This is a genomic window from Candidatus Sysuiplasma jiujiangense, from assembly GCA_019721075.1.
In the GTDB taxonomy this organism is placed as follows: Archaea; Thermoplasmatota; Thermoplasmata; order Sysuiplasmatales; family Sysuiplasmataceae; genus Sysuiplasma; species Sysuiplasma jiujiangense.
Window position 1 is genome coordinate 108,681 of sequence record JAHEAD010000004.1, and the last position, 22,363, is coordinate 131,043.

The window sequence follows — 22,363 nt, forward strand, 5'->3', positions numbered from 1 at the left end:
ATCTGCCGTCAAATTTCCCTTTTTTGACGCCTGAGGCAAAAATAGACGCGCTTTGCTGTCATGGGAAACTTATTTACACAGATAGAAAATTGCAAGTTTCAGATGTCACGGGATGAACTAATCGATAAAATCCTGGGCTATGCCCAGGAAGTCGTTACCGAAGAGGAATTTCGGAGATTATTCGAAAGCAGCGATCATCCTGAGGCATATATCGGATTTGAGCCGTCCGGATTCCTGCATATAGGCAATTTTCTCATAACTTCAAGGATGGTCAACCTCCTCATCGACGCAGGCTTCCACGTCAAAATACTGCTCGCCGACTGGCATGCCTTCATAAACGACAAGTTTGGAGGAAACATGGAAAGCATCAGGGCTTGCGGCCGGTATATGGAGGATGCATTCAGATTTTCCTCTGACAGACGGAAAGGACTTGATTTTGTTTATGCGACTGATGTCATAGGTAACTCCGATTACTGGACAGAGCTGATCAAAAATGCAAAGTCTGTGACTCTCTCAAGACTGAAGAGGGCACTGACAATAATGGGCAGAAGCGAAGACGAAGCAGAAATGGATTCATCAAAAATGCTATATCCACTGATGCAGGTGACGGACATTTTCATGCTCGGTGTCGATGTTGCCTACGCGGGGATGGACCAGAGGAAAGCCCACATGCTGGCAAGGGAAGTAGCAGAATCAAGGAAGCTGAAAAAGCCGGTTGCGCTGCATACGCCGCTGCTATCCAGCCTTAAGGGCAGCAACAGAATGGAGAGCGCTCTTTCCAAAATGTCAAAAAGCGATCCGTCGGGTTCAATTTTTTTACATGACGGCGAGCAGGAGATATATGCAAAGATAAAATCGGCATACTGTCCCGTTGAGGAGGAGGCAAACCCGGTACTCGACATATGCAGATTCATAATCTTTCCGTACGCGGGCCGAATCCATGTCGAACGGCAGGAAAAGTACGGCGGAAATGTGGATTTTGGTGACTATGTTTCCCTGCGGGAGACATATCTATCAGGAAAACTGCATCCACTTGATCTGAAGACGTCTGCCGCGGCTGCACTGTGGGGCATTATGGAGCCTTTCCACAGGCATTATATGGAGAATCCGTCCGAACTGGATGCTTTAAAACAACTGAAGATAACAAGGTAGGTGCAAATGTCTCTGGAAGTGCACCAGCAGGGAGGATGAAGCTGCCCTTCGCCCGGCGCGGCACAGCCGCCATGCATCGAACGCATTCAGATCAGACACTGAAATGCCTGAAGACGATATTCTTACCCTGATCGGTCACTACCATGAATACAAATGTAAACAGTAGTATCAGCAATATGTATTCAAACGGAACCGGCGTGACAAGGAATCCATATGTGGAAATCAGCGTTATGAACACTATGTCTGATGCACTGGCTGCAAGAAGATATTTTCCCGGCATGGAAGACCAGAACCTTCCCCTCTCCCTGACCATGTAGATGGTAAACTGGCCGGTGAATACCAGCGCATCAAAAACAAACGTCTGTATTTCCTTTACACCCATCGCAAGGTGGATTCCCAACCAGAGTGTAAAGAACATTTCCAGTATTACAGGTAAGGCGAGAAATGCAGAGGAGCCGACAAGCGAACCAACGTTCCATTTTTCTGGCTTTTCAGAATATCTGACGTTATCAGTGGCAACAGACATAGTCACGAAATCATTCGCGAACAGCAGAAGTATGACATCGGATGGCGTTGTAACCAGGAATCCCACTATGAAGAAAGAAACTGTGAGAAATATTGCAACCTGAAGCGTTTTTATTATCTTGTTGAGGGTATAGGTCAGCATCCTCTGGTAAATTCTTCGGCCGGATCTGACTGCTTCCACAATGTCCTCCAGTCCCTCATGTGTGAGAACTATGCTTGCGGACGCTTTTGCGACATCAGTAGCATTTGCCACCGCAATGCCGACTTCCGCTTTCTTCAGTGCGGGTGCATCGTTTACACCGTCGCCCGTCATTCCGGTCACATGCCCGGCAGACTGCAGTGCGGTTACTATGTCGTATTTGTCTTCGGGATAAACCTCGGCGAACGAATCGCATTCGATTATCCTTCCAGCGCTGTTTCTGACTTCGGACCCCTTACAGACCTTTTTGCCTATTCCTGTTTCATCCACCACCAGTTCAGCTATCGCTTCGTTGTCGCCTGTAATCATAATCGGTTTTATGGCGAGCGCTTTGATGTCAGATATGAATCTTCTGGAATCCGCGCGGGGCGGATCGTAGAGCGGTATCAGGCCAATAATTTCCATTTTACCGTTGCGCCCAGCTGCAACCGCGATCGTCCTGAATCCCTTCTTCGAGAATCCGTATGTTTCCTCAGCTATCTCGTCCGCACGCCCGGCTATTGATGATATAACCTGCGGGGCTCCTTTGACTATTCTGAGTTCACTGCTATCCTCAAGGACAAATGCCTCAGTCCTCTTAGTGGAAGGATCGAACGGAACGAACAGTCTTCTCTTTGAATAATCCACATTCAGCTTCATCCGGCGGGCGTAATCCAGTATTGCGTTGTCTATCGGATCCTGGCTTGCTGCGTCTGAGGCGAGAGAGGCATATCTCATAAGCAGTGCAATATCGCAGTTGAACGGTTTCGGATCCTTCACGGTGAGTTCATTAACCGTGATTGTTCCGGTTTTGTCAAGGCAGAGGGTATCCATGGAAGCGGCATCTTCGACGGCTGTCAACCTTGAGACAAGCACCCCCTTTGAAGAGAGTTCCAGCGCTCCGACAGCCATTGCTATGGTGAAGGTAACAGGCAAAGCAACCGGAACGGAAGCTATCAGTACGACGAGCGAAAAAGGCAGTATATCCGTCAGGCTTACATTGAGCAGTATTGAGTAGGCAGTCAGAGCTATGACGAGTATTATGTCCAGAGCGATTAGGTATTTCACTATGCCGAGTATAAGCTGTTCCAGGTGCGATTCAGTGGAAGCGGACTGGACAAGCTCAGTGGTTTTGCCGAAATAGGTATTTTTTCCTGTTGTAATTACCAGGCCGTTCAGTTCCCCCCTCTTCACGGTTGAACCGGAAAATATAACGTCCCCGGCTCCCTTCTCAACAGGCATGGATTCGCCTGTGAGCATCGACTGATCAACGAGTACCTGTCCTTCAATTATCTTTATGTCTGAGGGGACTATATCGCCAAGCCTGACTCTGACTACGTCGCCGGGCACTATGTTTTTGGCAGGCACAATCTTCCATTCCCCATCACGCTTCACTCTGGCATTTATGCTGAGTTTCTTCTTCAGCAGTTCAACCGCATTTTCGGCGTTATGTTCCTGGACATAGCTCACCACGCTGTTGAAAAACAGCAGGAATGTTATTATATATAAACTTAAATATTTATGTAAAATGAAAGTCAGGAGTGCGGTTATCTCAAGCATCCATGGAACGGGAGCCCAGAATTTTTTGAGAAATTTGAACAGGCTGTTCTCCCTTTCTTCCCTTACTTCATTAAGTCCATAATCCGCCACTCTGTGTGCGGCTTCATTCTCAGTCAGCCCTCCGGAACCTGAATGAAGCGCTGCAAAGGCGTTATCAAGGCTGATATGCTGAAAATCAGTCCTGTTCCTTCCCGCTTCTGTTCCGGCTCCCAACTCAGCAACCCTCCGGTTCCCTGATGTCTACCAGTCATTTAACCTGTTGGCGAAGGAAATTGTCCTGCCGCTGGTGTATTACGGCACTTTATTCTTCGGGGCTTACCGTACTATGAGAACGGAGGTGGGAGAATCGGCAGCCACCCTGGATGACACGGATCCGAGAAATATCCCCTTTTTGTATCCGGGACGTCTGTTGCCCATGACAACCAGATCAGGCTTGATTTCATTTATGATTTCGACAAGCACATGGTGCGGATCGCCTCTCCTGACAATCGCTTCACAGTTGCCGACTCCCAGCTTTTTTGCACGGGTTACCATCCTCTTCAGCTTCGTTTCCACTTCTCTGGCATATTTCTCTTCATTTTCCATGACGACCTCTGTTCCGTATGCGATGTCGCCCATTGCTACGTAAATCGACTTTACAACGGAGACAAAGACAAGTCTGCTGCCTTCTCTCTGTTTTGCGATCGAAACAGCGACTTCGCACGCCTTCTCTGACTTTTCAGACAGATCTGTGGCGCACACTATAGTTCTGATTTCAACAGGATCCTTTTTCAACCCGAGCACCGGCTGTAACGTGGATTCAAGTGTCATATAATACTGCTTTCCCTTATATTTCAAGCAGAATTCAACGCAGCCTTTCAATCAAGCTTCTGAACAGCCTCGCGCCGGAAAGTTAGATTTACTTCAATTCCCATTGCAAAACAGGGTTTTCCCATGTCTTACGACTATGATGCGGTTGTTCTCGGAGGCGGAGGGGCCGGATACACGGCGGCATTCGGGCTCTCTGACGCAGGAATGAATGTTCTGATGCTTGACCCGAAAGGCGAGCTGGGAGGAAACTGCCTGTTCGAAGGCTGCATCCCTTCAAAAACTTACTGGCTGGGTGCGAAATCAACGGAAAGCATGCCTTTCTGCCGGACATCCGCTGAAATAGATTTTAAAAAACTTGTTGGCTGGAAAAATGAGATACAGGAAAAGAGATTTGCGCAGCACAGGGCCGAAATTGGCGAGCGCAGCACGCTAGTCTTTATGCCGGAGGAGGGGCGTCTTGTCGACGAGCACACCGTATCTGTTGGTCAGCGCAGGATTACGGGTAAATACGTTGTTGTAGCAACCGGCTCAGAACCTGTTGTCCCCGAAAATTTCAGGGATGGCATAACCACCCACGATCTGCTGAAACCGGATACGCCGCTGGTGGACGTGCCAGAAACGCTGGGTATAATCGGGGGTGGCTACATAGGCATTGAAATGGCGGGAATATTTGCAAAGCTCGGTTCGCAGGTGACAATCTTCTGTAATAGAATTTTACCCCCCGTCTCGCAGGAAATTCAGCTTCTTCTTGAACGCCGGCTGATCGAGCTGGGTGTAAAGCTCGAAAGGCAGAAGGCGAAGGGGGTGAAGTTTTCCGACGGCTCGAAGGCCGTGCTGCTGGACGGCGGAAGCAAAAAATTCAGTGAAGTCCTGGTTGCTGTGGGAAGGAGACCGAACCTGAGGAACATTTCACTGGAATTCCGGCTGAACAGCAGAGGATTCATTGATGTTTCACCAGGCATGCGCACCCAATACGGCAACATATTTGCTCCCGGGGATGTCAACGGAAAACACATGCTGTTTCATGTCGCAGTGCAGGAAGGATGGATCGCGGCCAGAAATATACTCGAAGGCGGCCGCGAAAGGATGCTGATTGATTATTCCAGCGTCCCGTATGCTGTTTACAGCGACCCGCAGGTTGCCTGGACGGGACTCTGGAAGGAGGATGCGACCGGAAAGGGATTCGACGTCGAATGCAGGCGATATGCGCTTGCAGGCGATGCGAGGATGCAGATTGAAAATAGTGAAACTGGATGGATCGATATTGTTGTGATTCCCGGAACAGGAAGGATCATAGGAGCGCAGGCAGTGGGAGCAGATGCAGACCTTGTGATAGGTGAACTTTCCATCATTTTATCTCAGGGTATCTCGATTTATGAACTCTCCCGGATCAGTCAGCCGCATCCGACACAACTTGAGGGAATAATAGACCTTTCAAGGAGATTGAAAACAGATGGCTGATTTTTCAATACAGGCTGTATGGTGACAGAAGCTGCGGCAACTGTGCCGTCGACCGACTGCCGGAGTCAGGCTGCCGGTAGAAACGGGGCCGCATACTGCGACCAGTGCGACATGAGGCATGCTGCACAGGCTTGCCGTTTACGCAGATAATCGGCAAGGTATATATGGAACCATACTTTCGTGAACGGTTGTCAGATGGTGTAGATTCAAATGGCAATCACAGTTGCGGTTCCGAAAGAGACGTCGGCCGGCGAACGAAGGGTTTCCATGGTTCCGGAAGCTGCTGCCAGGCTCTCAAAATCGGGTTTCAGTATTCAGGTAGAGTCGGGTGCCGGCGCAGGTTCATATTATTCGGACAGCGATTATGAAAAGGCCGGAGCCGGAATTGTTAAAGATCGGCGGTCTCTTCTCAGCAGCGCCGATATAGTCCTGGCAGTACAGCCTCCGAAACCGGAAGACATAATGCTGATGAAGCAGGAGGCTATAGCCATAGGCTTCATGAATCCATTCAGGAATGAAAAGGGAATCAGGGCAATGCAGAAGGCAAAAGTTTCCGCATTTGCACTTGAACTTGTGCCCAGGATAACCAGGGCCCAGGGAATGGATGCTCTCTCGTCTCAGGCTACTGTGGGTGGATACAAGGCGGTGCTGATAGCTGCAGACAATATGCCGAAATTTCTTCCAATGCTCACAACTGCGGCAGGAACCATCAGACCTGCAAAAGTGCTTGTTCTGGGTGCCGGAGTTGCAGGTCTGATGGCCATAGCGACAGCAAAGAGACTTGGCGCGATGGTGGAAGCCTATGATGTCAGAAGGGCTGCCGGGGAACAGGTCAGGAGTCTCGGTGCCAAATTCCTTGAGCTGCAGATCAATGCAGAAGGCACCGGCGGTTACGCACGTGAACTGACCCCTGAGGAAAAGAAACAGGAGGAGGCAATGGTCAGGGAGGCGGTCGCGCAGGCGGATGCAATAATAACGACCGCGAACATACCTGGGAAAAAGGCCCCGCGCCTCGTGTCAAAGGAGATGGTGATGAGCATGAAACCCGGTTCAGTCATCGTTGATATGGCTGCCGAGTCGGGAGGCAACTGCGAACTGACAAAGGTTGATGAAACCGTCACTGAAAACGGTGTCACTATTTTCGGTCCGTCCAACCTGCCCGGGCAGATTCCTTTCCATTCGAGCCAGATGTATGCAAAAAACCTTCAGTCCTTTCTCTCACTGCTGGTCACAAAGGAAGGAAATCTTGTTTCTGACTTTTCCGATGAGATACTGGCTGCAAGTCTTCTTGTTTACAAGGGTGAGATCAGGTTTGGCCCTGTGAAGGAACTGCTGGAGGGAAAGAAATGACCTCCGATGTGTATGCGGCGCTGTATATCGTCGTCCTCGCGGCACTTGTCGGCTACGAAGTAATATCCAGGGTTCCGGTGATACTTCACACACCGCTGATGTCCGGATCCAATTTCATACACGGAATTGTCCTGGTAGGTGCGATTATCGCACTCGGGTATGCCCAGACTCCGCTGGAGGATGGAATAGGCTTTGTTGCAGTCATTATGGCTTCACTGAACGTTACAGGCGGTTACGCCGTTACCGAACGTATTCTGCAGATGTTTGAACGGAACAAGACAAAAGGAAACAAGGGGGCATAGAACTGTCCATAAATATATTTGACCCAGTATACATCATTGCAGTCTTTTTCTTTATAGTCGGCCTTCACAGAATGAGCCACCCGCTGACTGCGAGAAGCGGCATAGTCTGGGCCGGATGGGCAATGCTCCTCGCGATCCTGGTGACATTCCTCCTGCCGGGCATGAGGAATATACCGCTGATCGTGATCGGCGTTGCAATCGGCGGCGGCATCGGGTGGGTCGCGGCAAAGAGGGTTGCCATGACGGACATGCCGCAGATGGTTGCAATATACAACGGCATGGGCGGCGGAGCTGCAGGTGCAATAGCGGCGGTTGAGCTGCTCAGGAGCACTTCAGTGGCGTCGTTGGCTGCACTTTCGGTTGCAGGAGGTCTCATCGGAGGAATATCCATTGCAGGCAGCATCATAGCGTTCCTCAAGCTTCAGGGATGGATAAGACAGAGGGCCATAACCTACCCTCTCCAGCAGCCTGGAAACATTGCCGTGCTCCTTATTGCCCTGATTATGGGTGCGCTCGTGGTTGATCCTTCAAGTATACATGGCGCATTCCAGCCGCTCCTCCCATTCTTTGTCTTTTCCCTTGCATTCGGATTCCTGATGGCTCTTCCGATAGGGGGAGCGGACATGCCTGTTGTCATTTCCCTTTTCAACGCACTCACTGGACTTGCAGTGGCGCTTGACGGCTTTGCTCTTACCAATTACGCGATGATTATTGCAGGCACGCTCGTGGGTGCGGCCGGTTCCATGCTCACTCTTGTTATGGCAAAGGCGATGAACCGCTCAATTCCAAACATACTTTTCGGCGCATTCGGCGCAAAGGAGGAAGAGCAGGGTGAAATCAAAGGCTCCATGAAGCCTATTGAAGCGGATGATGTGGCAGTCATGCTGGCGTATGCAAACAGCGTGATAATCGCACCAGGTTACGGCATGGCGGTCGCCCAGGCGCAGCAGAAGGTCAAAGAGCTCATGGATCTTCTCGAAGCCAAAGGGGTAACAGTGAAATTTGCCATACACCCGGTTGCGGGAAGGATGCCCGGGCACATGAATGTCCTTCTCGCTGAGGCCGGCGTTCCCTACGACCATCTGTTTGACAGGGATGAAATCAACCAGGAATTCGGCAACACCGACGTTGTTCTTGTTATAGGTGCAAACGATGTCGTCAATCCTGCTGCAAGGAGACAGGGGAGCCCGCTGTTCGGAATGCCCATACTGGACGTTGACAGGGCAAAGAATGTCATCGTCCTCAAGAGGGGACAGGGGAAGGGATTCTCGGGCGTCGAGAACGAACTCTTCTACGGAGACAATACAAAGCTGCTCTACGGCGACGCTCAGGACAGCGTATCCAGGGTGATTCAGGCACTGAAGAAACTCTGACCTCCACCACTCTGCAGCGGGGGCCATGCGCCGCTTAGGCATCGTTCGGTCGCGCTGCGCCCTGCCGCTCTTGAATCCATTCAACAGATTCGGCGGCACAGGAATTCAGAAGTGCCTCCATGTCCCCCTCCGAGCTGAGCACAGCAGCCCCGGCATGTCCGCCGAAGGTACCTCCGAATCCCTGAGCGACGTTTCTGAATACGGTGATTAGGCTGAAACCCTTACCGATCGCTACCGCAGCCGCTCTGCCCGTTACCCTCACAGAGCCACTGTCTTCAGATGCCACAAACGCAACATCGGCACCTGCAGTCAGCAGCATACCGGCGACAGATGATTCGAAAGCGGAGGCATGGCTGCAGCAAACAGTGAAACCGGACAAACTCCTGAAAACCATCCGCTGCATCCCTTTCAGTATGGCAGTCAGTTCAGACATGTCACGCTGACCATCGACAGACAGCTCTTTCGAATCCATCTCCAGCCCTGCAGTCTCGAGGAGTTCCGCGCATTTTCTGAGTGTTGAGGGTTTTGCCCTCTTCAGTCTACCTGTATCCGCAAGTATTCCCGCGAGCAGGATCCCTGCCGTTTCTCCGTCGATAGCGTGACCGCCGTCCGTAATTATGTCATAGACTATCTCCGAACATGAGGGCGCCGTCGAGTCTGTCAGTGAAATACAGTGTTCCGGCTGCCGGTCAATTTCATGGTGGTCTATCACTATGATGACCCTGTCCCTGAACTGCTCCGGTATCACGGTGATGTCGCTTGTGTCCACGATTATGGCCGCCGTCGCACCTTCAGGAAATTTGGCCAGGAGGCTTGCGGAATGCTTCTTCAGCAGCAGATTCCCTGCCCTGTCCGGCTTTGACGGAGACCAGAGATCGCCTATGCCGAACCTCTTTGACAGCGCACACGCGCTTGCAACGCAGTCAGGATCTGCATGCGGGTGCAGTACAATGACCGGCGAGGCAGATTCAGCCATGAGAAATGAAATTTCGGAGATCCTGCGCCGGTATGCATCAGTTTGATTCATCCTTTTTCTGCCCGAGTTCCCTGCTCAGCTCATCCTGCAGCGACTGGTATCGTTCCCTCAGGTGTTTTTCCTGCCGTTCTACCGTTTTCACTCTTATGTCAAGCGTTTCCTTCTGCTCTGAAAGTTCCCTGATGACGGTTTCCCTGTCCTTCACCCTGATCATCAGGGATCCTATATTCTTGTAAATTGAAGAATCAGCATCCAGTTTGTTCAGCTCCTCAAGGGCCCGCGTAAGCTCCTTCAGCTGCGCCTCCAGCTGGTACCTCTGGCTTGCGATGACCTGGATCTGCTGCTGCATCTGCTGGTACTGGTTTATCTGATTCTGCAACTTGGGACTGATGTCGTTCATTAATATCACCTTCAGTCAGTTCAGGAAGGCCTGATTCTCCTGAAGACACTCAGTGCCACATTAGCCCATCTCATATAAGAATTGAGTGCCGCCCGCAGGGCATGCAGGTCTTCGGCTTCTATTATCAGTCTGTATCCGCCTTCTGCCTCCAGCCATCTCACGGTGCACCTCCTGAGTTCGCCCGACTCCGGACCCATGACGCTGCAGAGGAATTTCCCCTCCTCACTTCCGAGGAACAGGGTAGCAGTATGTCTTGCACTGCTCATTTGGCCGTCAGCTGTTTCTTTACACTGGGCCTGTCCTTGACAAAGATCTTGGAACCGCACCTGTCGCACTGAAGGCCGAAGGTGTTTACGCCGGATCTGATCGGCTCACCGCACTTGATGCACTTGTACATTACTTTCCATCCTCCTTTTCAGCGGCTGCAGCAGCCTCGAGTTCATGCGAAACCACCGTTTTTCTGAACTGGCCGACATACGCTCTGCCCGCATATTTATGACCGCAGTGCCTGCATGCGTAAATCGATGTGCTCACCCTGCCTACGGAATAGGCGCCGCATCTCGGGCAGGCAATTTCCTTTGCCGCATCCTTCTCGATCTCAAGTATCCTGGAGCGTATCCTGACACCGTATCTCGGTCCAAATCTGGCGACCGAACCAACCTTCTTCGCCGAACCTGACAATTTTGACACCTCATAGCTTCTTTCTTATAAGATTCCCGGCAGAGGCGGACATTTTTATCGCGCTTCTCACTTCCTCAATGGTGAAATGCCCTGTCCCGCCCTTCTGCATTGCGCGTATGTCTCCGTTTTCATCCGTCGCCACTGTGAGTCTCGCAGACGAAACATCTTCTTCTTCAAGCGTGGGATCTATTATCAGTCTGTCGCCTATTTTAACTGTTGTACATGATATGGGCACCGATCTGAGTGGCAGCCTGTAATCCTCCCCCTTGCCAAGTCTCTTTGCAGGGACAACGGTGTTCTTAAGTGCGCTGACAGCAGCTATCGAGGCCGCGTCAAAGAGGTTGCCGTCATAATCCAGCGGATAAATATCAATGTACAGGACCCAGACTTCCTCTTTGGGCTTGATGCAGAGTGCAGCCATGTCTATGAGCTGACTCTCTCTGATTCCTCTGTCCACGACACGCGAAAGCTCTATTGCGCTCGGCGACGGCGGTCCGCTTTCGAAATCTTCCGAAGCCATCGGAATCAGCTCAACGTTTGTTGTGAGCACACCTTTGTCTGGAGAGTCGTCGAACGGCTCGCCGACATCCATCTTTATTCCTACAACAACCTCTGTATTTCCCAGCCTGAGTCTTGAGGATCCTTCCGCAGTCTCTATCGTTCCGGTCTCAACGGTAATTTCCCTGAATTCGTCGAATTTCCTGCCATCCGTTCTTACGCCGCGTGAAAGCACATTGAGGATGTGTCCCCTTTTCACATCCGACATCGGACTCCTTGAAAGCATTTCAGTTCGCCTCCTCTGTTTTTGTCTCCTCTTCAGAAAGTATGACGGAATATTTCCTTTTGAGCGCTTCCTGCTGGAGAGCGTATATCTTTGAGCAGCCGCCCATGGCAAGTTCAATCGCCCTGTCAAACTCCTCCTGTGTCATGTGGCCGTCCATCTGCAGAAGGAGTATTTCCCCCGTTCTCGGCAGATATGCAAGCGGAACATCGGCCTGGCCGAAGTTGTCCTCTTCCTTGTTCAGGTCAAGTACTATTGTGTCTGCAACCTTGCCTGCAGCGCAGGCCGGCACGAGATCCCTCATCGGTATTCCCGCATCAGCGAGCGCTACCGATGCGGCTGTAAGGCCAGCACATCTGGTGCCGGCATTGGCCTGGAGCACCACAATGTAGACGTCTATGGAAGTTCTCGGAAACTGCTCCAGAAAAACGACATGCTCCAGCGCTTCAGAGAGTATCTTGGAAATTTCCACCGATCTTCTGTCGGGGCCCGGTCTCTTTCTGTCGTCCACAGAGAATGAAAGCATATTGTAGTTGCACTGGACGATGGCCCTGGTCGGATCCTGCAGATGCCTGGGGTGGCATTCCCTTGGTCCGTACACGGCCGCAAGTATCTTGTTCTTTCCCATTTCGACATAAGCTGAGCCGTCGGCCCGCTTCAGAACCCCTGCCTCGATCCTTATCGGCCTCAGCTCGTCAGCTCTCCTGCCGTCAATCCTCTTTCCGTTTTCGTCAATCAGTTTTAGCCCTTCAGGCATATCCATGCTCATTAAAACACCAACCGTGAGTATCTCTTATCTATTTTTCAGGTTATCCTCGAGGAATTCCCTGATCCTGTTTGTAAGGCCGAAAGTCTGGGCCTCCATGTCTATGATCCTGAGTGCCTTGGCAACCACCAGGACCCTTTCTATTTCACCGTCAATCCAGATGCGTCCATTCCTTCCGACTATTATCCTGCATCCTGACATGGACCTAAGCATCTCTATCATTGAGCTGTTCTTGCCAACAACTCTGGCAACCTTTCCGAAAGGTATGTCCACGATGTGGCCGCCGTTCAGCTTGCGCAGCCTCTGGTCCCTCATCGTCACCTGTACATGCTTCGAGTCGTCCACCGAAAGGATTTCGGCAATCACATTGTCCCCTATGTCCAGATATTTGGAAGTGGCATTGAATTCAACCTTCCAGGGGGACTCGGAGGCGTGAAGAAGAGCGGGGTAGGGAGAATTGATGTCAAGCAGCCAGCTTGATGCATTTATCTCCGAGACAGTGCCGATTACCTCCTCCTCCCTGAACGGTATGTACTTCCCGCCAAGCGGGATGATGTCGACATAATTCCCTCTCATTGACTTCAGACCCAGTGTGGAGGAGTAGAATCTCCCGTCCTTCCTGTACATTCCAAACCCCGCCTTCCTACCTGCACACTCCACAGGTTCCCCGGGTACAACAATATCCCTAACTTCGGAACCTGAACGGGCCATTTCACTTCACTTTCCAGTATCGACCTGAATATGAATTCTAAATCCACACTCTATTTTAATATTTTGGTCTCTGCCTTGCCCTTGGTTTTGTGCCCGATCTTCTCAAAAAGATCTGTCTGCATCCCTGCCGGTATCTCCAGTATTCCCACCCAGTGACCGTCATTCTGCCACTCTTCCCTCGTTATTTTGCCGAAGTGAAGGAGATCCTCATAGCAGCGGCCATAATCCTCCCCGCTCAGTTTTATCGCGATCTTCGCATTCTCAAACCTTATCGGTATCAGCGGCCTTAGTGCATCCAGCACTTCCTGAACCTGTGATTCCGCAGACTTGAATGGATCAATTCTGACCCTCGCCTCTTCCATGGCTGCCTCAATCCTGGCCAGCGGATGAGGGGTCCTGGTCTGCGGATTTATTGCGTTTCTTGCTATGATGGTGGCCACCTGCTTCCGTTTTGTCTCCGCCATGATGCGGCGCTGCTCGGTTGTCAGCTGGACCTGCCCCTTCTGGAGTATGGTACGGGCCACCTGTCCTATATCGTCCGTGTCGAAAAATTCCTTCAGTTTTTCCGGCGACTGCTTTGTCCCTTTTTTAGCATCCTTGAAGATTTCCTCGACGGCCATGTGGTTTGCGACGTCAACCTCCTTCCCTTCCTTCAGGTATTTGACTATGCGCGGATCTATGAGTATTTCGAAAACCTCTCCCTTGATTTCGTATCTGCCCACTATGGCCTCGTCAAGATCTACCATACACGTGCACCGGTTGTATTATCAGGAGGCACCAACCAGCTTCACGAATTTGTCAACCTCTCCGGTTTCGAGCTTCCTGAAATTTTCACCAGATTTTACCATCCCTACCTCAATAGCCTTGGGATTGAGTTCCTCTTCGGTTGCCTTCTTCAATCCCTTGAGCGCGAGGACGGTCGCATCCTCCATGGAGAGATCTTCCTTGTAATTCTCTTCAAAGAAATCCATCACGACATTTCTGCCGGCTCCAATGGAACTTGCCTTGTAGGATGCAAGGCCTCCGCTCGGATCAGTTTCGAACAGATGTGCACCGCTGTCATCCACGCCGGCAACCAGAAGCGAGGTTCCGAAGGGCCTGACCCCACCGTACTGGGTATACTGCTGCTTGTAGTCGCATATCCTCTTCACAAGCGCTTCCACGCTTATCCTGTCGCCGTATGTTATCTTGTTTACCTGCGACATGACCCTTGCATTGTCCACAAGCACGCGGGCATCGGCAACAAGTCCCGAAGTCGCACACCCGATGTGATCGTCGATGAGGTATATCTTCTCCATTGAGGAGGGCTCCATCAGCCTGCTTGCGATCCTCTTGTCGACTATGAGTGCAACGCCGTCCTTGAATTTTATACCCACCGTCGTCGTCCCGCGTCTCACGGCTTCCCTGGCGTATTCGACCTGAAACAGTCTGCCATCCGGCGAGAAAACCGTAATTGCCCTGTCGTAGGCCATCTGTCCTGGCTGCATTATTTAACCAACTCCAAATATGACATAAGTTCGGATGCGATTATCTTATTTAAGCTTAAAAACTCTTCTTTTCCTGTCCTTGCGCTCTAACTCCCCTTTCCCGTCTCCGCCGACGGCTGTCCGAGCATGTGCCTCAGTGATTTCAGCGTTCCCGATGTGCACAGTGTGGTGCACCTGTATTTTCCACCTATCCTGTTCAGCCCGTTCACGACGGTTGCCGCACTGTAATGAACACATCTTATTATGGCCACGTTCCCTTTCATTGAGATGAATTTCACCCGTGCCTCCATAACCGCAGTCCGGCCTATGGCTTCAGACAGAAGACGCACTATCTCATTGCCTCCAGAGAGCGGGGGTACAAACGAGGCAGCTATGTATCTCCTTCTTCCCGTCTTTTCCTTTACTGTCAACCCGAATTCGAGTAGGATGCTTCCTATTTAATGAAATCGACTCCCCGGTCGCTCAGGCTGTCCTGCGGGAGCATGAAGGGTGACTTTACACCCGTTATCACAACAAGCACCTTTATCTTCCCGTCGGACTCCGGCTCGACGCTGCAACCCCAGATGATTCTTGCCCTGGGCCCCATAGCTGCCGACGCCGCCTCGGCCACTCTCTGCGCTTCCTTTAGCGTCATGTCGCTCCCTCCCACAACCCTTATAAGTGCGCCCTTTGCCTCCTTTATGTCCACATCGCCCAGCAGGGGCGATGTCAGGGCCTGTCTCAGCGCATCCTCGACACGTTCGTCCTTTGCACCTGTCGATTCTCCTATCCCTATGAGCGCAACACCGCCTGATCCCATTATTGTCTTTATGTCCGCGAAATCGATGTTGACGAGTCCGGGCTTGGTTACAATTTCTGTTATGCCCTTGATGCACTGCGCAAGCACTTCATCAGCGACGCGGAACGCAGCATCAAGAGGGAGTCTTGGAACGATTTCCAGAAGTTTGTCGTTCGGAATGACCACTGTCGTATCCGCAAAACTTCGAAGCCTCTCAAGTCCACGGAGCGCATTCTGCATTCTTATTGTGCCCTCAGCCTTGAACGGAAGAGTGACAACAGCCATGACAAGCGCACGATTCTCCTTTGCAATCTGCGCCACTACCGGTATTGAGCCGGTACCCGTGCCGCCTCCCATTCCGGCAGTGACGAATACGATGTCATCATGTTCCAGATATTTACGTATGTCCTCCCTTGCCTCCTCGGCTGCCTGATTCCCTATTTCGGGAAGCGCACCTGCCCCGAGGCCCCTTGTAAGTCTCCTGCCGAGAAGCACTTTGTGAGGGGCATTGAGAAGAAGCAGATGTCTTGCATCCGTGTTTGCCGCGATGAGGGATGCGCCAAAAACACCTCCCTGGTGCAATCTCCTTATTGTATTCGAGCCTCCGCCACCGCAGCCTATAATGCTTATCCTCACCTTAAGTGAATCAACTAAGCGCATCAGCTCTTCATCTGTCGCGTCCGAAAACGTTCCATCCACAGCTCCGTGGTCCTGCTTAAGTGCATCCTCTACGATCGATTCCATCTAGTTCCCATCCCGAGAAAGGTAGTTTAGAGGTATTGCAAATAATGTATTTAAAACATCACTTATCGTCTGACGATTGTCATACGAAATTCGATTGTTCCGGAGATGATGAAACACTTGACCTTGACAGGCGCAGCCGGTTCGGATGGTTCAGACGGGTTCCAGTTCAAAGCGGATATTGCAACCAGCACAGTAAAGTTCGTCATCAGTCGGTGCACCGCACCTGGTGCATGTCGGAGGTAAGGTCATTCCGCAACTGCATTCGAGATCGCCAGCCTCGATCAGCCGCAGGCAGTACGGGCACTGGATGAGTGTCACAGCTTCGTCGCCGAAGGTTGCTCCGCAGCAGCTGCAGAATGAATTTTCAGTCTTTATCTCTGTTGTGCAGACCGGGCAGAGGAAGCCGGTAACGGTGCTCAGATGGTATCCGCACCCGCCGCAGTAGCGATCCTTTGCGCCAACCTCTGCATTGCAGTTTCGACAGTGAAGTGATGTGAATGATTCATCGCCAGACAGATCATCGAAGTTTGCGAACTTTGGCAGCCACCCAGATTCCCTCAGAGCAATACTTTCTTCAGAACTGCTGCTTCTGCATCTGGAACAGAAATGCAGTGTCATGAAGCATCCTCTGTGATAGTTTGCACCACAGTCACAACTGTAGCTGTCCTGTGAATCAACCGTGTCCAGGCAGAGGATGCAAAACCTGTCGCGGCGTGCATGGACTTTCGGCATGCCACCGTGGTTGAAAACAGCTTTTAACACTCCGTGCAGTTCAGAGAGCTGGCGAAGTATGACGCCGCTTACTCCGTCCGCTGAGGCGTGGCTGCTGTCTGTCACTGCGTGCCTGTCCCCCACTCCTCATGGACTCCCTGCATACAAATATTTCCGTTGAACAGATTTCTTTCGGGTCAGTTATTTTTCCGTGTCTTTCCCTCACCGCGTATAACATTCGTCGCAAGCCTTCCCAGAAATGTACCGTCAAGAAGATAGAGTCTGCTCTTTCTGACTTCAATCAGCCTGTTTCTAAACAGGGGGCCAAGCCCGCCCGGATCTCTGTTCACGGGAGTCCCGGTCAGAAATGGATTGAATGCCGGTACCACAACAACCTCTTCAGGCAGCCGTCTGTATGTCGAAGTAGGATCTCTCTTCCTGAACGGGGCCCTCAGCCAGCACTTCTCGATGTAACTGTTTCCGAGAGAATCCACGAACTCGATAGCGGGGTGAAGGTGACCCATGAGCAGTATCTTCCTTTTCATCATTTCCTCTTCAGGCCAGGTATGGCCGTGCGTGAATGCAATATCGCCGCTTGTGAAGCCGCCCGGAGGGTGGACTATGACGCGCTGCGGCAGCTGTCTCACGATCAAGCCGTCATGATTTCCCGGAACAAGCTCTATCTTACTGTAGTATTCCAGCAGCTTTGACATGAAATCTGGTATAGCAGAACGTGAATTAACCGCCGAGAATTCATGTCTCAGATCGCCGAGTATTATGAGACGGTTTCCGTAGGAGGACAGTCCTATGATTTCAGCAAGCATCCTTTCAATCTGTCTTCCTGTATACACACCCCTGTTCTCGAAATCATCTCCCATGCCCACATGAAGGTCGGCAATGACTACGGATGGATTGTCAGTCCCTGCTATGAGGGCAGGATGCCCGGCGACAGGCTCAACCGAGAGAGCAGCATCATTCAGACTCCCCACCTCAGCCTTTCCGAAAGGGGCAGCGGAATACCTGACTTCATGTTCTCCCTGAAGATGCTGTCGATGTCATAGTGTGTTCTCCTTATTTCGATACTGTTCCCGTCAATTATCGCGAAGGATGCCCTGGCATCACCGTCACGCGGCTGTCCCACGGATCCGGGATTCATCACTGTCATCTTTCCAATCCTCTTCACATAGGGTATATGCGTGTGGCCCAGCACCGTGAGCTGCTTTCCGGAGGCTTCTATAATCTTTGCATCGGCCATGTCTTCGTATACGTATTCGTCCGGATCGAATGGCGAGCCGTGGAAGACGGCAATGCCGTCTAACCGCGCATTTGGCTTCAGCTCCCTCAGATATCTGAAGTTTTCACTGCTCGTAGCAGACACATTCAGCTCCAGTGCCCTGGCGGCAAGGCTGTTCATGCGCTCGTAGTTTCCCGTAACAGCACTGCTGTCATGGTTTCCGGCTATTGATATCACATTTTTCTCCCGCAGCAGTTCTATGACCTCGTTCGGCATCGCGTTGTAGCCTACAATGTCACCTGCACATATCACCTCGTCGACCTGCTCCTTCTCGATGTGTCTAAAGACGGCGCTTAGGGCCGGCATGTTCGAATGTATATCCGATATGACTGCAATCTTTTTCACTTCAGTTTCCCCAGACTGTTCAAGAGTACCTCTGGCACCGCTTCTATGACATCCGTTGCAAGCAGGCCGTATGATTTTCTGCCGAAACATATGTCTCCTGCAGAACCGTTGATATAGGCCCCCAGCCTCGCCGCATTAAACGGGCTGAGACCCTTTGCCAATAGGGCGGCGACTATGCCGGTCAGAACATCACCTGTTCCGCCGACCGTCATGCCTGCGTTTCCGGTCTCGTTGAGCTTTGTCCTTTCGCCATCGCTGATTACATCGATTCTGCCCTTCAGGAGGATCGTTGTGCCAAGGCGGCGAGCCCATTTGCTGACCGCTTCCTTCCTGGAATCAACATCATCGCCGGGCTCCTCCCCCGTCAGTTTGAAAAATTCAACTGAATGAGGTGTCACAACCGTCTTCTTTCCGTGCAGGAGTCCGTTCTTTCTGCCCACTGTCTCAATGGCCGAAGCATCGATGACCATCGGTTTTGAAATTTCGGCTATCAGCTTTGTCGCAATGCTGTCAAATGAACTGAATAAAGTGCCGGGCCCGATCACCACGGCACCGCTCCTTTCCACCCATTCCATTGCGGTCCTGATGCCTGCCTCTGAAAAATCGTTTTCGCCACATGCAAAAGCCATTAAATTAGGAGAAAACGAGCTGACGATGTCATGCATCCTGCCTGGAACCAGCGTATATACCAGATCGGCGCCGGTCCTGTAAGCGGCCAGGCTTGAGAACACAGGAGCCCCAGGAAAAATGCTACCGCCGATGACAGTGACAATTCCGTTGTTGCCCTTGTGTGAGGAAGAGTGCGGAACAGGGAAGAGGAGCATCTCACCAGGACCGGTATATTCCAGTGCCTTTGAGGGTATGCCGATGTCCACAATCCTGATCGTTCCCGAATTGTGCTCATTCATCCCTGTCTTGGTATCCATGAATGTGACTGTGACGTCCGGAATAACATGCTCTGCGAACGGGAAACCAGAGGGGATGTCGGCTGCAAGAACGGCGGCTCCTCTGCCGTGCAGTTCGTTTATCTTTCTGATGAGTTCCAGATATCTTCCGGCCGGCGGCCTGTCGATGCCCGAGCCGAGCAGGCAGTCGACAATGACAATGTCTGCCGCCGGAAGCGTCTCTGTATAGGAGTCATCACGGACGAGGCCGGAAATTTTGCTGAATTTCTCTCCCAGAAGACTGCCGGCGGTTGGCCTTTCGGCGGAGGCAACTATCACGGCTGTGTCCTTGCTCTCCGATACGAGACGGGCAGCCACAAATCCGTCGCCGCCGTTGTTTCCGGAACCGCAAAAGAAAACTGCATGCTTTCTGTCATGAAAACTGGAAAGTATCTCATGCGCCAGCTGCGCTCCTGCATTTTCCATGAGCCGCGAAACTGGCATTCCTGCAAACTCGGAATTCCTGTCAGCAACCCGGAACTCTTCAAATTCAAGCATCCGACCACCATCACTGTTCAGTGCGCTGCAGGCTGCTTTTCCCTGAGTTTTCTGCTCACTGCCTTGATTATTTCCGTCTTTTTCACGGTGCCGGAAACGAATACCCTCCCCTCCTTCCTGTACCGCTGTGACGGATAGGAGGCGTTTTCATCCATTTCGTGCTCAATTCCCAGCGATTTCAGTGCATCGGATATCATCTGAATGTTGGGCGACTCAATGGCCGCCTTCTTTGGTATCCTTCGCCCCTCCTTCCTCTTCAGTCTGATATCGAAATATGATGGCCAGAGAACCCATTGTTTGTTCCTTTTCATGCGGTCTGTAATGAGGGAGTGAAGGTTATTAATCTTTTGACACGCGAATGCAATAACCTGTGCTTATTTCAGCGCGATTTTAAGATGAAAATAATTGCATTCGGCATGAACCGGCACAGCACGCCTCTGCAACAGCATGGGTGTCTCACGGAAAATCAAGGATTCAGATTGCTTTTTATTCTCATTGCACTTATGATATATTCATCATTCCGGAGATTGCGGCATGCGCGTCATGTATAACATAGGAATAATAGGAGGCAGCGATCCTGAAGAGAAATACCTCGGCATCGCTCTCAACGTCGGAAAACTTCTTGCAGCCCGGGGGGCCATTGTCGTGTGCGGCGGTCTTTCCGGCGTAATGGAGAGTGCGGCAAAAGGAGCTTTTGAATCAGGAGGTCTGACAGTTGGAATACTTCCCGGGTTTCATCCGTCTGAAGGAAACAGCTACCTGACAGTCAGCCTTCCGACAGGCATAGGCTATGCAAGAAATTTCCTTATCGTCAGAGCTTCGGACGCACTCATAGCAATCGACGGTTCAAACGGCACGCTTTCCGAGGCTTCATTCGCCGTTGCCGAGGGGAAATCAGTGATTTCCATCGATGGCTTTGAACTTAAAAGAGGCAAACCGCAGGAGGGAAGATTCATAATGGTTGAATCTGCCGCAGAAGCCGTGGATGCAGCACTTGAGGAAGCAGCACAGTACCGGGATAAATATGCAGACGGCAGAATGCAGTTATGACTGTATGAGTACTATTTATGCAACAACTCCATACATTTTCCCAAGCAAATCCGGAGTGATAGTTTGGATGATGGTACGGGATTTGACCTTGCCGAAAAAGCAGTTGAACAGGCCTCCAGGCCCGGGATTAGATATGTCGGTGTCACCTACAGGAAGAGCAGAACCCTGAGGATGCTCTTCAGAAACGGTTCTCTTTCCGTCATATCCCCCGATACGGATTATGGAATTGCTGTCCGCGTCGCAACAGCATCCGGCATCGGTTTCGCAGCCACCGGCAGCTTGAAATCGGATCAAGTCAGGCGTGCTGTCTCAGCTGCAATTTCGATGGCAAACGCGTGTAAAAGCAGTTCTGCCGATCTTGCCACTGGCCGATCGGAACACGCGGAGTGGACCGTGGATGTGAAGATGCCTTTCGACTCGATTGATGAGCGTTCCAAAATAGGTATGGTTGCAGATCTCGACAGGAAGATAGCGGCCTCCGTGGATCTGCGTTCCTTCAGGCAGATATTCCTGACGGAACGGAATGAAACCAAATTTTATGCCGATTCCGAGGGAACAAGAATCACGGGCAGGGATCCCAAGCTTGTTGTGACCTATTTTGTGCGTGTTCTGAGCGGTGCCGACTCGGAGCAGGTTCACCGTGATTACGGCTACAGCGGCGGATACGAAGCTTTCGAGAAGCTTGGTATAGAGGAGGAAGCGGTAGCCGACACACGTGCCCTGAAGACATCCATTGAAAAAGGCAAGTCGGCGAAGAGAGAAAAGCTGGACGTCGTCTGCGGCAATGAGGTTACCGGCATTGCCTGTCACGAAAGCTGCGGTCATCCTATGGAAGCGGACAGGATCATGGGCAGGGAGGCATCCCAGGCAGGCAAGTCTTTTGTCCGGATGGACTCAATGGGTGAAAGAATAGGCTCAGATATGGTCACTATAGTGGACGATCCTACAATTCCAAACAGTTACGGTTACTATGCATATGATGATGAAGGTGTGAAGGCAAGGAGAAGAGTGCTCTACAGGAACGGCCTGATCAACGAGTTCCTCCAGAACAGGGAGAGCGGTTCCAGGACAGGCGCGGGCAGCAACGGCGCCGGAAGGGCGGCATCGTACGACATGGAACCGCTGGTCAGGATGGCGAACACATTTCTTTTACCCGGAGAGTACAGCGACGACGATATAATCCACGGTGTTAAGGAAGGAATATATATCAAGGGTTTTACCGAATGGAATATAGACGACAGACGTTTCAATCAGAAATACGTTGGACGGGGAGCATACAGGATACAGAACGGGGAACTCACCACGCCGGTGCGATCCCCAACACTTGAAATAACAACGAAAGGCTTCTGGAGCTCCGTGGACGCCGTAGGCAGAAACGTCAGGTATTTCGGCGGTTCCTGCGGGAAGGGCGATCCGATGCAGGGAATGGCTGTGGATATGGGCGGTCCTGTGATCAGGCTCCGGAATGTAATGATAAAGTGAGATG

The 22,363-nt window shown here is 51.4% G+C and carries 26 protein-coding genes; 7 read left to right on the top strand and 19 right to left on the bottom strand.

Annotated elements, in window-relative coordinates:
- The first annotated feature begins 102 nt into the window (after window positions 1-102).
- Window positions 103-1,152 (top strand): tyrosine--tRNA ligase, encoded by a 1,050-nt coding sequence (locus KIS29_04065; protein ID MBX8639497.1) that lies wholly within the window; start codon window positions 103-105, stop codon window positions 1,150-1,152.
- A 91-nt stretch (window positions 1,153-1,243) separates the two neighbouring features.
- Here the strand turns inward: KIS29_04065 and KIS29_04070 are convergent, their stop codons facing one another.
- Both KIS29_04070 and KIS29_04075 read right to left on the bottom strand, forming a co-directional pair.
- A complete protein-coding gene (locus KIS29_04070; protein ID MBX8639498.1) occupies window positions 1,244-3,628 on the bottom strand; it encodes a plasma-membrane proton-efflux P-type ATPase in 2,385 nt (794 codons plus the stop codon).
- A gap of 102 nt (window positions 3,629-3,730) precedes the next feature.
- Window positions 3,731-4,189, bottom strand: a complete 459-nt coding sequence (locus tag KIS29_04075) for a universal stress protein (GenBank protein MBX8639499.1) — start codon at window positions 4,187-4,189, stop codon at window positions 3,731-3,733.
- A 159-nt stretch (window positions 4,190-4,348) separates the two neighbouring features.
- Here KIS29_04075 and KIS29_04080 point away from each other — a divergent pair, with 159 nt between their 5' ends.
- The 4 genes from KIS29_04080 (at window position 4,349) to KIS29_04095 (ending at window position 8,711) form a co-directional block, all read left to right on the top strand.
- Window positions 4,349-5,686 (top strand): FAD-dependent oxidoreductase, encoded by a 1,338-nt coding sequence (locus KIS29_04080; GenBank protein ID MBX8639500.1) that lies wholly within the window; start codon window positions 4,349-4,351, stop codon window positions 5,684-5,686.
- 210 nt (window positions 5,687-5,896) lie between these two features.
- On the top strand, window positions 5,897-7,036 hold the full coding sequence (locus tag KIS29_04085) for a Re/Si-specific NAD(P)(+) transhydrogenase subunit alpha (protein ID MBX8639501.1): 1,140 nt from the start codon (window positions 5,897-5,899) through the stop codon (window positions 7,034-7,036).
- The gene (locus KIS29_04090) at window positions 7,033-7,338 is read left to right on the top strand and encodes an NAD(P) transhydrogenase subunit alpha (protein ID MBX8639502.1); all 306 of its coding nucleotides are present in this window, start codon (window positions 7,033-7,035) and stop codon (window positions 7,336-7,338) included. The genes KIS29_04085 and KIS29_04090 overlap by 4 nt, the downstream gene beginning before the upstream one ends.
- A 71-nt stretch (window positions 7,339-7,409) precedes the next feature.
- The gene (locus tag KIS29_04095; protein MBX8639503.1) at window positions 7,410-8,711 is read left to right on the top strand and encodes an NAD(P)(+) transhydrogenase (Re/Si-specific) subunit beta; all 1,302 of its coding nucleotides are present in this window, start codon (window positions 7,410-7,412) and stop codon (window positions 8,709-8,711) included.
- A gap of 34 nt (window positions 8,712-8,745) precedes the next feature.
- Here the strand turns inward: KIS29_04095 and KIS29_04100 are convergent, their stop codons facing one another.
- From KIS29_04100 to KIS29_04180, 17 genes are all read right to left on the bottom strand, one after another.
- A complete protein-coding gene (locus tag KIS29_04100; GenBank protein MBX8639504.1) occupies window positions 8,746-9,687 on the bottom strand; it encodes a DHH family phosphoesterase in 942 nt (313 codons plus the stop codon).
- A 37-nt stretch (window positions 9,688-9,724) separates the two neighbouring features.
- On the bottom strand, window positions 9,725-10,087 hold the full coding sequence (locus KIS29_04105; protein ID MBX8639505.1) for a prefoldin subunit beta: 363 nt from the start codon (window positions 10,085-10,087) through the stop codon (window positions 9,725-9,727).
- A gap of 20 nt (window positions 10,088-10,107) precedes the next feature.
- Window positions 10,108-10,353 carry a hypothetical protein gene (locus KIS29_04110; protein ID MBX8639506.1) on the bottom strand — a complete coding sequence of 82 codons (246 nt, stop codon included), beginning with the start codon at window positions 10,351-10,353 and terminating at the stop codon, window positions 10,108-10,110.
- Window positions 10,350-10,484, bottom strand: coding sequence for a DNA-directed RNA polymerase subunit P (locus KIS29_04115; protein MBX8639507.1), 135 nt, complete (start codon window positions 10,482-10,484; stop codon window positions 10,350-10,352). The genes KIS29_04110 and KIS29_04115 overlap by 4 nt, the downstream gene beginning before the upstream one ends.
- Complete coding sequence (locus tag KIS29_04120) at window positions 10,484-10,768, bottom strand: 50S ribosomal protein L37ae (GenBank protein MBX8639508.1); 285 nt, start codon at window positions 10,766-10,768, stop codon at window positions 10,484-10,486. The genes KIS29_04115 and KIS29_04120 overlap by 1 nt, the downstream gene beginning before the upstream one ends.
- 10 nt (window positions 10,769-10,778) lie before the next feature.
- The gene (locus tag KIS29_04125) at window positions 10,779-11,552 is read right to left on the bottom strand and encodes an exosome complex protein Rrp42 (GenBank protein MBX8639509.1); all 774 of its coding nucleotides are present in this window, start codon (window positions 11,550-11,552) and stop codon (window positions 10,779-10,781) included.
- A 1-nt stretch (window position 11,553) separates the two neighbouring features.
- A complete protein-coding gene (locus KIS29_04130) occupies window positions 11,554-12,312 on the bottom strand; it encodes an exosome complex exonuclease Rrp41 (protein MBX8639510.1) in 759 nt (252 codons plus the stop codon).
- Window positions 12,313-12,342: 30 nt separating this feature from the next.
- A complete protein-coding gene (locus KIS29_04135) occupies window positions 12,343-13,026 on the bottom strand; it encodes an exosome complex protein Rrp4 (GenBank protein MBX8639511.1) in 684 nt (227 codons plus the stop codon).
- 50 nt (window positions 13,027-13,076) lie between these two features.
- Window positions 13,077-13,772, bottom strand: a complete 696-nt coding sequence (locus KIS29_04140; GenBank protein MBX8639512.1) for a ribosome assembly factor SBDS — start codon at window positions 13,770-13,772, stop codon at window positions 13,077-13,079.
- A gap of 21 nt (window positions 13,773-13,793) precedes the next feature.
- Window positions 13,794-14,513 (bottom strand): archaeal proteasome endopeptidase complex subunit alpha, encoded by a 720-nt coding sequence (gene psmA / locus KIS29_04145; protein MBX8639513.1) that lies wholly within the window; start codon window positions 14,511-14,513, stop codon window positions 13,794-13,796.
- 86 nt (window positions 14,514-14,599) lie between these two features.
- Window positions 14,600-14,923: a hypothetical protein gene (locus tag KIS29_04150; protein ID MBX8639514.1), complete on the bottom strand. Its 324-nt coding sequence runs from the start codon at window positions 14,921-14,923 to the stop codon at window positions 14,600-14,602.
- A 23-nt stretch (window positions 14,924-14,946) separates the two neighbouring features.
- Window positions 14,947-16,035 (bottom strand): cell division protein FtsZ, encoded by a 1,089-nt coding sequence (ftsZ, locus tag KIS29_04155; GenBank protein ID MBX8639515.1) that lies wholly within the window; start codon window positions 16,033-16,035, stop codon window positions 14,947-14,949.
- A 150-nt stretch (window positions 16,036-16,185) separates the two neighbouring features.
- Window positions 16,186-16,890: a zinc ribbon domain-containing protein gene (locus KIS29_04160; protein MBX8639516.1), complete on the bottom strand. Its 705-nt coding sequence runs from the start codon at window positions 16,888-16,890 to the stop codon at window positions 16,186-16,188.
- A gap of 53 nt (window positions 16,891-16,943) precedes the next feature.
- Window positions 16,944-17,735 carry a metallophosphoesterase gene (locus KIS29_04165; GenBank protein ID MBX8639517.1) on the bottom strand — a complete coding sequence of 264 codons (792 nt, stop codon included), beginning with the start codon at window positions 17,733-17,735 and terminating at the stop codon, window positions 16,944-16,946.
- The gene (locus KIS29_04170) at window positions 17,723-18,385 is read right to left on the bottom strand and encodes a YfcE family phosphodiesterase (protein MBX8639518.1); all 663 of its coding nucleotides are present in this window, start codon (window positions 18,383-18,385) and stop codon (window positions 17,723-17,725) included. The genes KIS29_04165 and KIS29_04170 overlap by 13 nt, the downstream gene beginning before the upstream one ends.
- Window positions 18,382-19,827, bottom strand: coding sequence for an NAD(P)H-hydrate dehydratase (locus KIS29_04175; protein ID MBX8639519.1), 1,446 nt, complete (start codon window positions 19,825-19,827; stop codon window positions 18,382-18,384). Before KIS29_04175 ends, KIS29_04170 begins: the two co-directional genes overlap by 4 nt.
- Window positions 19,828-19,844: 17 nt before the next feature.
- Entirely contained in the window at window positions 19,845-20,138 is a 294-nt protein-coding gene (locus tag KIS29_04180; GenBank protein ID MBX8639520.1) for a signal recognition particle protein Srp19, read from the bottom strand.
- Between the two features lie 232 nt (window positions 20,139-20,370).
- On the opposite strand from KIS29_04180, the gene KIS29_04185 reads away from it, so the two are divergent.
- Both KIS29_04185 and KIS29_04190 read left to right on the top strand, forming a co-directional pair.
- The gene (locus tag KIS29_04185) at window positions 20,371-20,877 is read left to right on the top strand and encodes a TIGR00725 family protein (GenBank protein ID MBX8639521.1); all 507 of its coding nucleotides are present in this window, start codon (window positions 20,371-20,373) and stop codon (window positions 20,875-20,877) included.
- Between the two features lie 63 nt (window positions 20,878-20,940).
- Entirely contained in the window at window positions 20,941-22,359 is a 1,419-nt protein-coding gene (locus KIS29_04190) for a TldD/PmbA family protein (protein ID MBX8639522.1), read from the top strand.
- Window positions 22,360-22,363: the final 4 nt, after the last annotated feature.

Bases quoted from the DNA above. Each gene is read 5' to 3' on its own strand.
- KIS29_04185 (MBX8639521.1), top strand. From the start codon at position 20,371: ATGTATAACATAGGAATAATAGGAGGCAGCGATCCTGAAGAGAAATAC.
- KIS29_04095 (MBX8639503.1), top strand. From the start codon at position 7,410: ATGAGCCACCCGCTGACTGCGAGAAGCGGCATAGTCTGGGCCGGATGG.
- KIS29_04130 (MBX8639510.1), bottom strand. From the start codon at position 12,312: ATGGATATGCCTGAAGGGCTAAAACTGATTGACGAAAACGGAAAGAGG.
- KIS29_04180 (MBX8639520.1), bottom strand. From the start codon at position 20,138: ATGAAAAGGAACAAACAATGGGTTCTCTGGCCATCATATTTCGATATC.
- psmA (MBX8639513.1), bottom strand. From the start codon at position 14,513: ATGCAGCCAGGACAGATGGCCTACGACAGGGCAATTACGGTTTTCTCG.
- KIS29_04100 (MBX8639504.1), bottom strand. From the start codon at position 9,687: ATGGCTGAATCTGCCTCGCCGGTCATTGTACTGCACCCGCATGCAGAT.
- KIS29_04125 (MBX8639509.1), bottom strand. From the start codon at position 11,552: ATGCTTTCAAGGAGTCCGATGTCGGATGTGAAAAGGGGACACATCCTC.
- KIS29_04085 (MBX8639501.1), top strand. From the start codon at position 5,897: ATGGCAATCACAGTTGCGGTTCCGAAAGAGACGTCGGCCGGCGAACGA.
- KIS29_04080 (MBX8639500.1), top strand. From the start codon at position 4,349: ATGTCTTACGACTATGATGCGGTTGTTCTCGGAGGCGGAGGGGCCGGA.
- KIS29_04110 (MBX8639506.1), bottom strand. From the start codon at position 10,353: ATGAGCAGTGCAAGACATACTGCTACCCTGTTCCTCGGAAGTGAGGAG.
- KIS29_04090 (MBX8639502.1), top strand. From the start codon at position 7,033: ATGACCTCCGATGTGTATGCGGCGCTGTATATCGTCGTCCTCGCGGCA.
- KIS29_04065 (MBX8639497.1), top strand. From the start codon at position 103: ATGTCACGGGATGAACTAATCGATAAAATCCTGGGCTATGCCCAGGAA.
- ftsZ (MBX8639515.1), bottom strand. From the start codon at position 16,035: ATGGAATCGATCGTAGAGGATGCACTTAAGCAGGACCACGGAGCTGTG.
- KIS29_04135 (MBX8639511.1), bottom strand. From the start codon at position 13,026: ATGGCCCGTTCAGGTTCCGAAGTTAGGGATATTGTTGTACCCGGGGAA.
- KIS29_04105 (MBX8639505.1), bottom strand. From the start codon at position 10,087: ATGAACGACATCAGTCCCAAGTTGCAGAATCAGATAAACCAGTACCAG.
- KIS29_04175 (MBX8639519.1), bottom strand. From the start codon at position 19,827: ATGCTTGAATTTGAAGAGTTCCGGGTTGCTGACAGGAATTCCGAGTTT.
- KIS29_04140 (MBX8639512.1), bottom strand. From the start codon at position 13,772: ATGGTAGATCTTGACGAGGCCATAGTGGGCAGATACGAAATCAAGGGA.
- KIS29_04115 (MBX8639507.1), bottom strand. From the start codon at position 10,484: ATGTACAAGTGCATCAAGTGCGGTGAGCCGATCAGATCCGGCGTAAAC.